This is a genomic window from Geminocystis sp. (assembly GCF_041753295.1).
Classification (GTDB): Bacteria; Cyanobacteriota; Cyanobacteriia; order Cyanobacteriales; family Cyanobacteriaceae; genus Geminocystis.
The window spans coordinates 13933-30665 of sequence record NZ_JBGSUU010000003.1 but is presented as its reverse complement, the minus strand read 5'-3'; the positions used below and the strand labels follow the sequence as shown (position 1 = coordinate 30665).

At 31.9% G+C, this 16733-nt stretch carries 14 protein-coding genes; 2 read left to right on the top strand and 12 right to left on the bottom strand.

The genetic code is table 11. The features are described 5' to 3' along the window. Positions 1-236: 236 nt before the first annotated feature. A complete protein-coding gene (locus ACEW8E_RS00210) occupies positions 237-2966 on the top strand; it encodes a DEAD/DEAH box helicase (protein ID WP_373478328.1) in 2730 nt (909 codons plus the stop codon). 223 nt (positions 2967-3189) lie between these two features. Here ACEW8E_RS00210 and ACEW8E_RS00205 read toward each other — a convergent pair whose 3' ends face one another. The 11 genes from ACEW8E_RS00205 to ACEW8E_RS00155 form a co-directional block, all read right to left on the bottom strand. Then, positions 3190-5715, bottom strand: a complete 2526-nt coding sequence (locus tag ACEW8E_RS00205; protein WP_373478327.1) for an exonuclease domain-containing protein — start codon at positions 5713-5715, stop codon at positions 3190-3192. A gap of 151 nt (positions 5716-5866) precedes the next feature. Then, positions 5867-6154 carry a type II toxin-antitoxin system RelE/ParE family toxin gene (locus ACEW8E_RS00200; RefSeq protein ID WP_373478326.1) on the bottom strand — a complete coding sequence of 96 codons (288 nt, stop codon included), beginning with the start codon at positions 6152-6154 and terminating at the stop codon, positions 5867-5869. Beyond that, positions 6120-6332 (bottom strand): CopG family transcriptional regulator, encoded by a 213-nt coding sequence (locus tag ACEW8E_RS00195; RefSeq protein ID WP_373478325.1) that lies wholly within the window; start codon positions 6330-6332, stop codon positions 6120-6122. Before ACEW8E_RS00195 ends, ACEW8E_RS00200 begins: the two co-directional genes overlap by 35 nt. 99 nt (positions 6333-6431) lie before the next feature. After that, the gene (locus ACEW8E_RS00190) at positions 6432-7748 is read right to left on the bottom strand and encodes a VWA-like domain-containing protein (RefSeq protein ID WP_373478324.1); all 1317 of its coding nucleotides are present in this window, start codon (positions 7746-7748) and stop codon (positions 6432-6434) included. Positions 7749-7763: 15 nt separating this feature from the next. Beyond that, positions 7764-7955, bottom strand: a complete 192-nt coding sequence (locus tag ACEW8E_RS00185) for a type II toxin-antitoxin system HicA family toxin (protein ID WP_373478329.1) — start codon at positions 7953-7955, stop codon at positions 7764-7766. Positions 7956-7990: 35 nt separating this feature from the next. After that, positions 7991-8212, bottom strand: coding sequence for a type II toxin-antitoxin system HicB family antitoxin (locus tag ACEW8E_RS00180; RefSeq protein WP_017295960.1), 222 nt, complete (start codon positions 8210-8212; stop codon positions 7991-7993). A 75-nt stretch (positions 8213-8287) separates the two neighbouring features. Then, positions 8288-9310: an ATP-binding protein gene (locus ACEW8E_RS00175; protein WP_373478323.1), complete on the bottom strand. Its 1023-nt coding sequence runs from the start codon at positions 9308-9310 to the stop codon at positions 8288-8290. A gap of 279 nt (positions 9311-9589) precedes the next feature. Then, entirely contained in the window at positions 9590-9907 is a 318-nt protein-coding gene (locus ACEW8E_RS00170; protein WP_373478322.1) for a DUF4359 domain-containing protein, read from the bottom strand. Positions 9908-9990: 83 nt separating this feature from the next. After that, positions 9991-10593, bottom strand: a complete 603-nt coding sequence (locus ACEW8E_RS00165) for a hypothetical protein (RefSeq protein ID WP_373478321.1) — start codon at positions 10591-10593, stop codon at positions 9991-9993. Positions 10594-10745: 152 nt separating this feature from the next. Then, positions 10746-12230, bottom strand: a complete 1485-nt coding sequence (locus ACEW8E_RS00160) for a hypothetical protein (RefSeq protein WP_373478320.1) — start codon at positions 12228-12230, stop codon at positions 10746-10748. Positions 12231-12362: 132 nt separating this feature from the next. Beyond that, the gene (locus ACEW8E_RS00155) at positions 12363-14042 is read right to left on the bottom strand and encodes a tetratricopeptide repeat protein (RefSeq protein ID WP_373478319.1); all 1680 of its coding nucleotides are present in this window, start codon (positions 14040-14042) and stop codon (positions 12363-12365) included. A 339-nt stretch (positions 14043-14381) separates the two neighbouring features. Here ACEW8E_RS00155 and ACEW8E_RS00150 point away from each other — a divergent pair, with 339 nt between their 5' ends. Beyond that, positions 14382-14738 (top strand): hypothetical protein, encoded by a 357-nt coding sequence (locus ACEW8E_RS00150; RefSeq protein WP_373478318.1) that lies wholly within the window; start codon positions 14382-14384, stop codon positions 14736-14738. Between the two features lie 25 nt (positions 14739-14763). Here the strand turns inward: ACEW8E_RS00150 and ACEW8E_RS00145 are convergent, their stop codons facing one another. After that, on the bottom strand, positions 14764-16728 hold the full coding sequence (locus ACEW8E_RS00145) for a hypothetical protein (protein WP_373478317.1): 1965 nt from the start codon (positions 16726-16728) through the stop codon (positions 14764-14766). Between the last annotated feature and the right edge of the window lie 5 nt (positions 16729-16733).

Genomic DNA, 16733 nt, shown 5'->3' with positions numbered 1-16733 from the left:
CTTTGACAAAGCGAAAAACCTGAAATAAAATGTTCATAACTTATTTTAAATAAACAAAAAATAAGATGGACATGGTCGATTGTATAACCAAAAAGTCCATCTTTTTTTTAATTTTGCCCCGACTTTGAAAACACCCTGCTTGGGAAGGAGAAAGGGATTTACAAAGAGTCAATGAGGAGCAATTTCGCTTTGATCAATTATGGGATAATTTAGCCCCAAATGTTAAGGTTTTTGCCATGCCTGAAGCTATTAAAAAAAAGTTAATACATTATACTCCTAATTATAAGCCTGTATGGTCAAAAGAGTTTGAAATACTAACAATTAACAATGAAGAATTAACAATTAATAATGAAGAATCAATTAACAATGTACAATTAACAATTAACAATGAAGAATCAATTAACAATAAAGAATTAATTAATAATGTAGAATTAACAGTTAACAATAAAGAATTAATTAATAATGATCAACATAAACAAAGAGAATTAAAAGAAAATAATATCTATAATATTGAGAATAATATAGAGAAAAAAGCTAATTTAACGGCTGAAGAAATAGAGAAGGAAAAAGAAAAGTTTGCATCTTTACTCGATATACATAATCATGAAGGGTGTTTGGCTTATTGTTTAGAGTCTATCCCTGTTAAACCTTGGATACATCAAAGGAAAATACTGTTAAAGTTTATCGCTGATTTTCCTACTTCTGCCCTGATTTCGGATGAGGTAGGATTAGGTAAAACTATCAGCACTGGTATTATTGTCCGTTATTTGCTCATCTCTCGTCAAGTGCAACGGGTATTAATTCTTGCTCCGAAGAGTGTACAATCTCAATGGCATGAGGAGTTAAGGGAAAAGTTTAACTTACATTTTTGGAGTTATAGTAAGGGTGTTTTCACTAATCCTGATGGTAAAACCATTACCCCCATTAATAATATTTGGAATGAGGTAGATTTGGTGTTGGCTTCCTCTCATTTAGCACGTCAGGGAAGTCGTAGCCAAGAGTTATTACAGGCTAAAGATTGGGATTTGGTTGTGGTAGATGAGGCACACCACGCCCGTCGCCGTAATCCGAGTCAAAGGGAAGATAACCCTAATCGTCTGTTGGCTTTACTCAGGGAATTAAAAACAAAAACCAAGTCTTTACTACTACTAACGGCTACTCCCATGCAGTTAGATACCGTAGAAGTATTTGATTTACTCCATCTGGTAGGGTTAAAAGGATTATGGCAATATCAAGATAATTTCTGTGACTATTTTGATGGTTTACCGCTACCTGTCAATGATTTAAGGCTTAATTTTTGGCAATCTCTGACAGTTGACTATTTTCAACAAGGGGGGAAACCCTGTGCTATTTTTGAACAATATTTACAACAAAATAATCGTCTTTTACTCTATTCTCTCAAGGATACATGGGAAAGGGGAAGGTCGATCGTTAATCCTCGTAAAGTCTGTCAAAATCAAGAATTTATCGATACTTCTAAGCAATTTTTAACGATTAATACCCCCCTCAAGGATTTGATGTTTCGCCATACCAGAGAAACATTAAGGGAATATTATCGCCGAGGCATTTTAGATAAACCCATACCGAATAGAATTGTATTTGATAATTCTATCGTACTTAACCCGATTAATGAAATTCCCTTATATCAAGCAGTGAGTGATTATGTCAGACATTTTTATAACCTTGCGCAACAACAAAATAGATTTGGATTAGGGTTTTTAATGACATTATACCGCCGTCGCCTTACTAGCTCATTTTATGCCATTAAGAAATCTTTGGAAAGACGTTTAGAGGGTATCAGTATTACCGATGATGATTTAATGGATTTAGACGATGCAGACGATCACATTATAGAGGGATTAGAGGGTTATTTTCAAGCAACAGATCCAGCAGAAATTGAATATTTAGAAGCTATTTTACAACAATGTGAGCAAACGGGAGAAGATACCAAATTATCTCATTATTTGACTCTTTTACGGCAAGAATTGATGAATAGAGAAACAGTGATCACTTTTTTTCAATATACCGACACAATGGATTATGTAAGAGATACTTTAGTTCAATTATATGGCAATCAAGTGGCTTGTTATTCTGGAAGGGGAGGGGAGTTATACGAAAATGGTAGATGGAAGGTTGTTAAAAAAGAGGTGATTAAAAGGCTTTTCACAATGAATAATGAAGAATTAATAATTAATAATGAAAGGGGAATTAATAATAAACAATCTAAAATTAATGAGCAAAAATTGCCTAATATTAAGATTTTATTGTGTACTAAGTCGGCGAGTGAGGGGTTAAATTTACAAACTTGTGGGGTATTATTTCAGTATTCTTGCCCTTGGAATCCGATGCAAATTGAACAACAAATCGGGCGTTTAGATAGAATTGGACAAATTCACCCTACTATCCATATTCATAATTTTTACTATGATGGTACGGTAGAAGCAAAGGTATATCAGAAACTGAGATCTCGAATTAATGCTTTTGAGACTGTAGTGGGCAACTTACAACCCATTTTAGCACAAGTACCCACTTTTATTGAACAGGCAGTTATGGCTGCAGATCCAGAGGAAGAAGGAGTTTTATTAAGTGAGTTGGAGAATTTACTAGATAATCCCCCCATTCGTCCTGATTTAGAACAAATGACGGCAATAAATGTTTCGGCTGATTTACAGTTAGTCAACCAAAAAATACCACCCAATCCTCTCCCCCCTAAAAAAGTTGAACAAATCTTCACTCAATCTCGATGGTTGCAAAGTCAGGGTATTACATTTCAAGACAAGGACGATGATGAAACGCTACTATGGCATCTGGAAGACTGCTCTTTGAGCGATCGCATTTGGCTATTAACTTGGAAAACCCAAACCTATCACGTTACCTTTTACCCTGAAGTTTACGAGGAATATCCCTCTGTTAAATTAATGTCGTTAGGTGAGCCTCTTGTGGAAAAACTACTTTCATTAGTATAAATGCAATTACAAAATAAATCTTAACATAAATGTCCGAGCTGAAGCACGTATCTGATACTGTTGGGGAAAGCAATCATTATGGTAATTGAGCGTAATTCGAGAAGATTGTTTAGTACATAAATTATAGATAAGGAAGTAAAGGGATAACCAAGTAATACATGGAATAAGGGTTCTGAAGACGAGTCGGTTTGGTAACAAACTGGCTTAGTTTAACGCCTAATAGTTAAGTTGTAAAAATCTCTCTGATTAACCAGTAATTTGCATATCTATTTAAAACTACTTGAATGGCATCAGTTATACTAACTTCTAAATCATTTTGATTAATTGCTACAATCATTTTATAAATTAATTCAAAAATAACTCTACCCTCTTTATTTATTGTCAAAAATTGACCATTATTTGTGTAATTTAATTGCTCGATTCTATTCCTACCCCCTGTAGCAGTGATTTCTCCTTCTTTTTCATCTCTTAATAAATAAAATTTAGTGTGAGGAGAAGAAACAACTAATTCATTGAAATTCCTGATTCTATTGGTAAAAGCTGAACCACCAATATTGAGAAAACCCACAGCTAATTTAACATTCTCTCGAATAATTAATAAATTTGAAGGAAGTATTCTGTTTCCTAAAGCTAAATGATCTAATTCGATCCTTGAATCATAGCTTGTAAATGCCTCCATAATTCTTACTAATTTACCATACTCATCATCATCAGTAATAATATAAGGATTGTGATAATTGTCAGCAATTAAACGTTCATTTTCTTCTAGGTAATTTAAAATGGTGTTTTCTACAGATATAAGTACATTATTTTCTGAAGATTTCTGTTTAATATTATTAATTTTTGTTGTGTTTTTATCTTCCATTTCAAGAGTAAGATTAAATTCTTCGTTTTCCTCTTCTAATTGACTTTCAACATTAACATTAATTTGGTTTTCTGGTATTAATAATACTACGTTATTATCAGTTAATAAAGGTTGGCAAATATGGGCAATTTGCCTTAAAGCATTTTCTAAGCTAACTAATCTTTCTTCTACAGAGATATTGTTTTTAGATGGTAATTCTTCGGGTAAAGGTAAGTTTAAAACTCGATAATGATAATAGTCTGATGCTTTATTAATTACTTTTCTGATGGAAGATTGTCTCAAAATTACTTGTAAATCTTGGGGTTGAAATAATGTCTCTAAAGTTGTGCCTATTTTTTCGCATTTCATTGCTAACATTCTTCTTAATTCATCCGCCGAAGGAGTTTGTAAAATTAGTTGATTAATAGATAATCTGTCAATGGTAGAATCATCAAAATACCCCTGAAAACTTTGCCAACGATCCGGGAAAAGATTAACTACAATTAAGGAATGGGGAACATGGGTTATAATTTCCCTTAAAGCATTGCCAAAACTGGTGAGAATATCGGGTTGATGAATAAGATATTCAAGTTGATCAAAGATAATAATTAATGGTTCATCAAGGGTGGACAATTGCCCAAATAAACGGATTCCTTCTAAGGCAAAATCTTCTCTGCTAAGATTATCTTCTTGCCAATTATTTAAGCCTATATCCTCACAAATTTGACTGTCTAATTCATTGCCTGTTAACCATCTTCTGATTTTATCTTTGATATTAGGATCTCTATAGCTACAATATTTGATGATACCTTTAAGAATATTGGGTGCGTAACCACTAGCAGAATAATTACTTTCCCACCATTGAGTTATTTTAATTTCTATATATCGCCAATTATCCCTATTTCTTTGAGTATTTTCTCCTCCTAATCGATCGTATAAAATTAGGCTATCATTTTGTAACTGTTGAATTATTTGCTCTAGTCTTTGGGTTTTATCTTCCTGTTGAATCAATTTTAAGATATTAGTAAAAACATGAGCTAAAAGTAAATCTAATTGGGTGCGTTGGCTACCTTCGATGTCAACTCTTTGGGCAAAACTTTCTAATATCCTTGAGTAAATGTGGTGCATTACGGAGTTAGCATTGTTAGGTTGACGCACATATAAGAGGCGATTGGTTATTAATGTGGCTTTGGCTAACCGCATCATCAGGTGAGTTTTTCCACTTCCTGCTTCTCCGAGTATCAATGCACCCCGACTCTGTTGGTTTTCTCTATCTTGCTTGATTTCTTCCACTAGGGATTTTAGGTGATAGAATTGGCTTCTGTATATATGTTCAAAGTCTAAATGATTTTGATAGGGATCATCTACACGACTGCTACTAAAGGGATTTTTTACTGATGGTGTTGTTACAATTTGTTCGACTGCCATAGGTGTATTATTTTCTATTTGAGAGTGAGAAGTTAGGTATAAGTATAATTGTAAGGTAAATTGTGCATCATAACGAGCGCGATGGGCTTGAACCCTTTGAAAATAAAGATTATCCACTTGCAGGAAGAATCTACGGCAGAGGTTGCCTAGTTGATAACTGTTGAGGTTGGGGTGTTGTTTTTGTGCTAATTCAAGAGTGCAAATAAATTGTGCTTGAGGTAATTGTTGGCGGTATCGGCGGAAACTATTTTTAAGAATAGTTCGATCGTGTTTAGCTTTGTGACAGATAATGGTTTTATTCGGCAAGATGTTTTGTAAGTCTTTGATGATTTTTGTTAGAGGTTTTTGATTTAGTCGATTTGTTGTACTGCCCCTTGTGATGACGAAGGCTTCATAAACTAGCTTTCCGTCTTGGTTGATAATAGCTATTTCTCTAAGGGTGTCGCTTCCTTCAGTATCGATGACAATAAAATTCATTATAATTATAAAATTGCGAAGTTCTAAGCTAGTTTGCATTTAAGTTGTCTGGTTCAGACAGGGAATAAGCAATAGGCATTCTTGTAAGCGTTTGAGTTGTTTTCAAGAATTAAGAAAAAATATCAGTTAAATGCGTCTTAGCCTATTAATTTTAGTCGTTGTAAATGGTGCTACGATGACCAATTCTTACTACCAAAATAATTAATTCATCATCCAGAATTTGACATATAATTCGATAATCTCCGACTCGATAACGCCATAATCCACGCTTATTACCTTGTAAGGCTTTTCCAAATAAACGAGGATTGTTTAATATTGCTATTTGTTCTTTTAAGTAAAGAATTATCTTTTTTTGCGCCAATTTATCCAGTTTTTTTAATTCCTTCCCCGCCCGTGAATCAATGCTAATCTTCCAAGTCAAAACTTTTCTCCCATTCATCAAGGGTTAGATAAGATTCGGGATTATCTAAACGATATTCTGCATCTCTTACATCTTCTAAATCTTCTAAATAAGAAATAATTGCTTCTTGTAATAATTCATCTTCTTTTAGCCCTAACTCTATTGCTAAAACTCTATAACGACTTTCGATATTCGGGCTTAAGTTGACAGTCATCATAAACTATAGTTTTTATAACTTTTATAATTTTTATAACTTATTATCCCATAAAAAAAGAAAGACTGAACAAGAGTTAGACGATTTTAGTATAAAGGTTCTTTAGTAAATCTTAACTACTTCTCCAAAAGGAAATTTATCAGTATCTAATCCCCCTGGTACAACTACCCATAAAACTGGTAAATTCGGTTTGTCTCTGGGAAAATCTCCATAACCGTCTGTTAGATAAACACAAACTCCTTGTAAGCATAAGTCTCTGGTTTTTTCTACTTGTTCAAAAAAGGGAATAAATGATGTACCACCACCACCAATAGGCTTGGGAATATCATCGTTAGCTTTTAGTTCATAACCGCCGTAAATGTTCGCATCGGCATAATATAATTGGCACTGAAGATGAGGATATGCCCCTAATATTCCCTGTAATTCACTACAAAATAAATTCATCTGATGATCTGATATTGAACCACTTGTATCAATACAAACATATACTTGCACTGATTCCCCTGCTAAAGTATCTAAATATAAACCACGAGAGATAAAACGACGATCAAACCCTTGAAAATCCGTCGGAGTTTGCACTAAATAACGCCAAAGATAAGTACGCCAATCAATTTGTGCTGATTGTAATTCTTTGAACTGCCTTTCCATCCCCGCAGGTAATTTACCCTGATTAGCCGTTCGAGCAACAATATTCGCTTGTTGCATAGCATTCTGCCAATGGGCTTTTAATTGGGCTTGTTTATGTTGTTCGATCACGAAGTGGCGCTGCGCGAGCGAACATGTTAATTCTGCTTCTAAATTACTATTATTTTTATTTACCGAAGAATTTTTTTGAGTCTTATCCCTATTATTACCAGATTCATTAATAGTTTCTTGCTGATTATTCCCCTTATTATTAGCAGATTTATAGATCGTTTCTTGTTGATTATTCTCCTCGTTGTCAGAATCGGAAAGAGGTTGATTAAGTAAATCTGGCATTAACAGACTAGGTTTAGATTCATCAGGCTGTTGTAAAAGTAATTCGTAAATCTCCTCAACGCTTTTTGTTTCCCATTCAGGTTTATGGATTCCATTGGGGGGTAATTCATAATTTTTATCCTCAGCGATTAAACCGTTAACCACTATATCACAGGCAATATTCCATAACTCACATTCTCGATGGTGTCGGCGAGTGGTATGTAATAAAGCCATGTGCAATATTTCATGTAAAATTAAACCATCTTGTTGGGCTGTCGGTAAAGAAATCAGATATTCAGGATGATAAAAAACTGTTTTACCGTCTGTGGCGGCGGTATCAAGGGCATAACTGGCTTTAAACTGGGCAAATAGGGCTAAGGTTGCAAAAAAGGGCGATTTTACCCTCATTCTTAACCTTGAAGCACTGATTATTTCTTCATCTTGTGACGTTTGTTTAATCATTAGTATTTTTCCTCTTTATTTAAGTTGATTAAACTCTTCTTCTGTAATGCCTAACTGACTTAAAATTTCCTTGAATAACCAACCACCAATTTCTGCATCACCATGAATAGGAATTGTTGTTGCCCTTCCGTCAATATGTTGCCAACGGGCATGACTGCCTTTTTGACGAACTTTTTGAAAACCTAATTTTTGTGCGACTTTTTCGATCGCGCGGAGCCACTTCGTGATCGTTTTTACAAAACTTAGGCATGAGCGACAACTTTTATTTCAACATCATTAGGTAATATTTTTCCTTGCTCAAGATATTCTTCTTGAATCATTGAGAAAACATTATTTAACTCACTTCTTGCTTCCTCTTCACTTTCACCCCAACCATGACAACCCTTAATTGCTGGAACATAAGCGACAAAAGTATTGTTATCATCAGGTTTAACTATAATCGTATAATCTGTCAATGACTTCATCGTTTTAGATAATTTATTTAAGGTTGACTATATATTAAAGATAACAAGAAGTGAACCGTTATCTTGAAAAAAACTCTACATCATTCCCACTAAATCACGGAAATGTTTAAAGAATTTTTGTAACTCCTTATTTTCTTTAATCAATTTACCTAACGCCCCAATTTCTCCCTTAACTCGCATTTGACGAATTAAATCCACTGCAAATAACTGCACCCATTCCTTTGTTGCCTTTTGACTTAACCATTCAAAACCATTTAACCCCTCATCGGCATTTTTCCCCCTAATGGCAAGGGCGATGGTGGTAGCATAACGAGTAGATGCTTCTGAAGGAAAGCCGATTTTTTGCCCTTTACCGCTTAAAATCTCGTCAATATCAGGTAAATTTTGATATAAAGCCACAAAAGCATTAAACTCCGCACTCGCACCCTCTCCCACCGCAGGAGTAATATCTATTTGATTAAAATGTAACTTATTCGCCATTTCCCATGTGCGAGGAGAAGCCCAAGCATGACTTTTAATATCTAGTTTATGTAATAATTCGCTACGGTAGCTTAAAAAAGCGATAATTTGTTCATGAAAGTTATTTTTCAGGGCATAAACCTTAAAACTATCAAAATCAACAGTTACCTCCAAATGTAAAAAACGATTAGCTAAAGGGGAGGGCATTTCAAATATACTCGCTCTATCTTCCTTACGATTACCTGCTGCCCAAATAAACCAACCTTCAGGCACTTCATAAGCCCCCACTTTCCGATCTAAAATTAACTGTTGTGCCACTTCCTGCATGGTAGGCGGCGCCATATTTAACTCATCTAAAAAGAGAATACCCTTACCATCTTGGGGCAAAAAATCGGGGGGATACCATGTAGAAATACCTTGTTTTTTAGTTCTTCCTGCCACTGCTACGGGTAAACCTCTTAAATCAGTGGGGGCAAGTTGAGACAAACGTAAATCGATAAAATCGAGATTATTTTCTTGGGCGACTTGGGCAACAATGCTGGATTTACCTATACCTGGTGCGCCCCAAATCATCGTACTAATTTGTAATTGGTTTTTAACCAGTTTGTTTAAATATTCTTGGAGGTTAGCAGGTGTCATTTATATATTTTTAGTGAGTAGTGAATAAATTTACTCGTTATGGCGTTTGAGTAGCATCTGTACTAAACGCGCTTGTGATTTGCGTTCGCTGTATCAGTTAAACCTTTCGGAAAAGACAAGGCTGAAACCCTTGATATCCGCTACCAATTTGGTGTACCAATAAAACCTTACTTAAACTGGTACAATTTTTAAGATACAAAAGTTCACAAAAATTAACATTTGAAACTGTTGCTCTGAGGGAGTTTTAGCCAAGTGCGTTGTTTTTCGCACACTTGCTACTCAAAGGCCAATCAAAATAGTTTTTGAATTATCAAAAATTATAGTGTAATCACTAAAAATTAAGTAGTTTTTAGTGATTACACTATGACGAATCATCTCATACCCCATAGAAATAACAATATCTTTTGAGAGAAAATTGCAAAACATATTACTTAGGGAATTTTCAAATGTTTTTTCATAATTACAAATATTTTCTTCAGCTCCTTTACTCATCTCTGTTTTTAAATAGTCAATATATTGACTTTCATTAGGAGTTGTTGTTACTAATATAAAAGTAATAATACTAAAAATCCAGTCTTTCTTTTCTAAAAATTTCATTTTTTTACCACTACATTATTCAATAGTTAATAATTTACGGAAACATTATTAGTAAGTTTAAATGTTTGTATGGTCATAATAATTTATCTCACAAGATATTTAGTATTTTTAAAGATTAAATAATTAATAGTACGATGATCGATTTGACGCAAACGATTTTGACCTCTTTCTATTTCTAAATCAATGGCACTACTTCTGCCCATCTCATTATTAATCTCTAATAAATAACCGATTAAAGTTCTTTCTTCTCCTTTGTTTAATTCCTTACTAATTTTTTTTAAATTTTTCTCTATTTGTTCATAAGTAAGAGGATTTCCTTCTTCATCTTTAATAGCAGTTAATAACTTATTTTTAATATCATCTTGTTTAACTTGTTTGTTAAAATTAACCGTAAATATTTGTTGTCCAATATTCGCTAAAATATTATTAACTTCTGTGCGAGTAATATATTTTTCTATTTGATATTGACTAGCTGAATACATCTCTAAAACTAAATCTTTATCTATATTTGATTCTACTCCTTTATCACTAACAACTTTAATGGTTTTAGAGTTAACTTTAACTACTTGATAATATTGAATTTCTGCTAAATGCTCACCTACTTCAATTTTCTCAACATTGAGATTTCCTTTTAGTGTAATTGCAGGTTTGATAATGGGTTTTTGAGATACATTTTGTTCTGTCATGGTTTAATTCTCCTGTAAATTTTATGTTTTTTATTTCTATTTATTTATCCAGTTGATTTCGTAAATTTATGCAGAGGTAAGAAAAATATTTTTAAAATATTTATAACCTATGAATATAGCAAATTATATTAATTTTATCATAGGTTTTTACTTTAGCAATTAACATATCGAGTAGAAGAAGCCATACCTCTAGGAAAATAACGGGCGACATTCATTCCTATATAATTTTGTTTATCTTCTGCTATTTCTCCTTCAAAACAATATCTTTCATTACCATTGGTGATAACTCCTGAAAAATCCCAAGAGTGAATACGATAAACTTGTTTGATAATTCCCCTGTAAACGGCAAAGGCATAATCTGCATTTTCTCGACGCTCTCTTAATACCCAATTTCCTCTTGTAATGTTATAAAGTTCTTCAGAAGATAAATCGGGAGAATAAGTTCTATTAATACGAAATAAAATTGCTGATTCGCTAATATTTAGATTATCCGAAAATGAAGGTAAATTTTGCATATTTTGATGATTATTTTCTTGTTGATTAAACTGATTATTAGGTGGATTTATTCCTGCTCGATAATAAGCCCATCTTTCGTTATAACCAAGAGCTTGAGCGATAATTTTTAATTTTTCTAAATCTAGTCTAAATTCATTTCTAATTTGATAATAAACCCAAGATTTTTGATGATTTCTAAGTTGTTGTTCTGTTAATAATAGAGCTAATTCTTCTTCAAAATTTAAAGGATTAGTATTAATTGTTTCTTGAGAATTTACTTCTGTTAATTCATTTTTATCTAATGTAGATAAATTATATATATCTTCTAATTTTTGATGAACTTGAGTGAGAAAAATAATGTCCATTGCCGCATATTTTACCTGTTTTTCTGTTAAAGGACGAATTGCCCAATCGCTTCCTTGTTCATTTTCTTCTATGGTAAAACCACACAAATAACTCGCCAAAGTTTTTAATTGTCTGTTAGGTGTTCCTAATACTTCTAAGGATAGTTTTCGAGATAAATTATAGGTACAAAAAATATTATTTACTCTATCTCTACCACCTAAAAATCTTAAATCATAAGGAGCATTATGAAAAACTTTTTGGATATTTTCATTAACCATTATTGTTTGAATAAAGTATTCTATTAAATGATTTTTATCTAATAAATCTAAGAGATAAACTGATTCTCCTGTCAAATCATTTGGGTTTGCAGTTATTTGTAATAGGGATAATCTTTTAGTGGGTTTATCCCAGTCGGCTGTTTCAGTATCAAGCCAAATAGTAGAATATTTACTAAATTGATCAATGGTTTGTTTGATTATTTTTTCATCTTCTAAATATTGATATTTTATTACATTTTCTTTGATTTCTAAATCTCTTTCTTTTTCTTCTATAATTTCTAGGCAAGGAGATGAAATTTCTATTGTTTTTGATTCTGGTAAAGTAGTCAGTTTTTCATTATCTTGCTCTAATTTTTTAGAGGCTAATTGGGTATATATTCCTGTCGAAATTCCTGTAATGATACCGATTATTTTTAAAGAATTAGACTTGATAAAAAAGCCCATGAGAAGAATTAATAAGCTACTACCAATGCCGATAATATTAATAGTGGTTTGGGAGTTCGTTGTATTTTTGGTCATGATTATGATTAATAATTTAGTTTGCTTTTGTCTTGTCTATATATTTATCCAGTTGGTTTAATGATTTTATGCAATGAAAGTAAAAATAAATCCCCCTTAATCAGAGGGAATTTAGATTGAAGGCAATATTACCTAGAATATCCAAGGAATCGTCTCAATATCTTTCAATAAAGTATCGAAGTCTGCGATTGTGATGTCAGTTGTGTTTAAAAGTTCAATTATGGTTTCAAAGGATGTTTGTTCTTTTGTTTCAAGGGGTAAAAGAGAAACAGAACGATATCTGATAATAGGTAAATCCGCACATTCTTTGTAAATTTTGAAATATTTTTTGAGAAGGAAATAAATAAACATTAATGTTGCTTTTTTTTGTTCCCTTTCTTGAAAAGTATCATCATCCTTCATGTTAGTAATACCCATATAAAATGTCTCATGGGGTTGAATAACAATGACTAATTTATTATCTTTTTCAGCTATTTTTAATAAATCATAATTGCAACCATTCCAAAAAATTTTATCGAATGCAGTTATTTGCACTGGAATTGAAGAATAAAATTGGGGTAAAGTCTTAGGATTTTTCGTGATTAAACCAAATTCATTGAAAATGACGAAACTAGAAAAACTAAAACTGCTAATAGGGTTTCTGACGAATATTTCAAAGTCTGAGCCAAAATAAAAAGGCGGTTTATAATCTTGATAACATTCTTCCATCGCATCGACAATCAGTATTTCTTTATCCTCATATTGATCAAATACACAAGCATCCATAATGGCTGTATCACGATTATAAATTTTTAAAGATGTAAATACTGAACAAAAATAGGGAATTACTTGTTGTTGTTCACATAATACAGTAAATTTTTTAATGAGGTTAGTTGCTGCTTTTCTGGGATTAATGTTTTCAGGAAAAAAGTGGCTAAATAATTCATAGCATTGCTCTTCATTTGTTAATAGTTGACCCGTATTTACTAATCTCTCTAGATCTACAATCCAATAGTCGTTTAGGTCATCTTCTTTTTGTTTCTTTAACAAAACAGCACCTTCGAGAGCTTCTTGATAATAGGTATTATCTGGTTCTAGTTCGATAGCTTTAGTATAATCAGACATTGCTTTTTCATGTTCTTCTAATTCACTATAAGCGCAACCACGATCATAGTAAAAATAACCAAGATTAGGGTATATTTCAATGGCTTTATTATAGTCAGCGATCGCCTTTTGATATTCTCCTAGCTCATTATAAGCATTACCACGACTATGATAGGTAAAACCAAAAATGGGATATAGTTTTATGCTTTGAGTAAAATCAGCGATGGCCTTTTCGTATTCTCCTAGCTCATTATAGTCAATACCACGACTATAGTAAGTAAAACTAAAACTGGGATCTAGTTTAATGGCTTTATTATAATCGATAATCGCCGTTTCATATTCCTGTAAGTTACTATAGACAATGCCACGAAGATAATAACCGTTGGCTTCGTTTGGTTTTAATTCAATAATCTTGTTATAATTTGCGATCGCCTTTTCATACTCTCCTAAATTCTTATAAAATTCACCAAGATTCTTGTAAGCATCAGTATAATTAGGGTCTAGTTCAATGGCTTTAGTATAATCCGAGATTGCTTTTTCATCTTCTTCTAATTCACTATAAACCCAAGCACGATCACAGTAAATAGTGGCATTATTAGGATCTAACTCAATAGCTAGATTATGAAGTATGATGGCATCCCCATAATTTTCAGATTCCGTTAATTGTTCTGCCTGAGAGATTATGGCTTCTAACTTTTTGGTGATAGGAGAATTATTATTTTTAGTCATGGAATGATTTACTCATTAATTTTTTGTGTCTATATATATATCAAGTCGATTTAGTGATTTTATGCAATGACAGGGAAAAAATATGGGAATGAATCTCAGATGATCTAAGACACATTTAACTTACATTTTCTTGTAATCATCAAAAAACTTAAAACTTTTAACAGTTGTCTTGCTTTTGCCACAGCTCGATCTGTAAACTTCATAAATAAATATTAACGACAAAGTGCATAAATCTTCAAAATGAACAGGATAAATAAGTAGAACCAAAATAACCAAGAAATTCTTATTACTTGTATCTATATTCAACCATTCACATAAAAGTTAATACATTTACCTAAAATGAACAAATTTATTCTTGAACCCACTGACGAAAATTTAGAACGTCTAAAAAAAATTAAAGGAACAAAAGTTTATTGGCACACCGCAGATTTTTTTAGATTTGACTCTAGTATTAGAGATGAATTATCGATTATTTTTGATGATTATATGGATATTTTTTTTGAATGGAAACCTACTGATAAAAATGAATTTTCCATCGCAAGAATGATTGTGAAAGCGGCAAGAAAGAATAAAATTTCCCCCCAAGACTATCGAGATCAATTCGAGAATTATATAACAGTAATTTGGACTCCTGTCTGTCTATGGCGAAAGGACGAATTTGGAAAAATAAGTTATTCGCTAAAAAGCAATTTATAGTTAAAAATCAAGAAATAATTTTGAGCTAATTTAAAGGTGAAATAATCCATTCTGTATATTGATCTCTATTATTAATAATATTGACTACTGATTGATTTGTATGAAGACGATAAATTAGATTACGAAAAAAATAAGGAGGAATAAAACAATTGTAAAAATCTGGATCTTCTATTATTTTACTATGAATTTCTGGAAAACTAATTTCAGTGTTATTCTGCAAAATATTCGCTAATTTGTCTTTAAAAACATTTATGTCAGGAAAACAGTGAATTAAACCTATATTGTTTAAAGTAAGACAATTATTTAATATTTTATATCTCTGCATATCTAATAATAATTCTTGTCTTGAAATAGTCTTAAATTGTATAGTTAAATCCCCAGATATTGCATCTTTATATAATTTTTTATAGGTAAAAAGATAATGTAAATCTTCCAGTGTTAACTTATGATGAATGCACCTTTTAGAAGCAGGTTTAAATAAACTTTGATAAATTTCTGCACCCATTCCCCTATCTGGGGTTGTAAAATTTCTAATCAGGATTAATTGGGTACATTTATTTTGATTAAACACATTTTGACATTGTCTCATTAAAGCAGTAAAATTACTCGCATTAGGAGTATTATTAACAATAAAACCTTTTGTATCCCTCGTTTTTGGACAAGTAAAAGTAAATCCTTTTGAGGCGTTTACCCCTGATAAAAATTGACAGTTAATATTTTCTATACCTAAACACTCTAAAATATATCTAAACATTTCTAAAAATTCTTCGTCACTGTGATTTAAGATAGTTGTTAACTCTTTTATTCCTTCTTGATTTTCTTCAAATACTTGATCCCATTTTTTTAAAAAATCTGGACGATTATCTCCATTATCATCTGGTTTTTTTCTTGGGATTTTTTCTATATATTCACTAAATAATTTACCGCCTAAATTTAAGGCATTTCTGAGATTTATTCTTTCTCCTAAAGCATTATCTGTTAATTTTTTTTTCTCTAAAGGATAAATAGCAGAATTAGGTTGAGCATTACATTGAAGATGGAGAGGTTTAAGGCGATTAATCCATAATTTTTCAGCTTCTTCGATAGTTATATCATCAAGAAAAACGCTTTGATTGATACGAGCTAAATCTGATTGAAGCATAGTTCTTTTATAGGTTTGCCAATTGTCTGTAGTAATACTAATTAACAGTAAAAAATTGACTAAACGTTCATTATGAAAGGTAGTGTTAACGTTAAAAACGTTACTAAAAGCTCTTTCAATTTGATCAAAACAGATAATAATAGGTTTAGTGGCATCGCCAATTCTACCAAAATTACTTAAAATTCCCCTTGCTAATTTTTCACTATCAATGGATTTATTTAATCCTAAAATTTGTAAATCTTCTTCGTCTAAATCTTCCCCTTTTAACCAATCACAAGCTAAATCATAATTATCTGTGGTTAATTCATATAAGGCAGTAAAAAATTTTTTTGCCTCTACAATTCCCGCAGGATAACTATTTTTTAAATGACGAATAAAAACTCTTTTTTCCCCTAGTATTTTGTCAATTAAGTCAGAAGAATGGAATATTGGTAAACCTTTTAACCATAGCTGTAGTTGCGATTTTGTTTCCCCTTCAGGTATTTGCATCAAACTGGTGACAGTATATTGTAAAGTATGTCTCCAAAAATAACGATAATCTTCGATAGGTTGAATATAAACAAAGTAAGCTGAGGAATTTAATTTATCTTTTAAACGCCCTAGTAAATGGCTTTTTCCACATCCTGCATCTCCTGTTAATAAAATTGTTTTTGTTTGTCGAAATTTATCTTTGATGAGTAGTTTTAATTGATATTCAATGTGATTAAATGCGGATTGATGAATGGAGTCAACGTTTTCTTGATTATGTTTTTCAAACCAAAAATTACCATAGGTGACATCATCAAAAGGATTAGGAATAATTCCTTCTTTTACTTTTAAATCTAATAATTTAGTTTCTAAATCTGACATTTTTT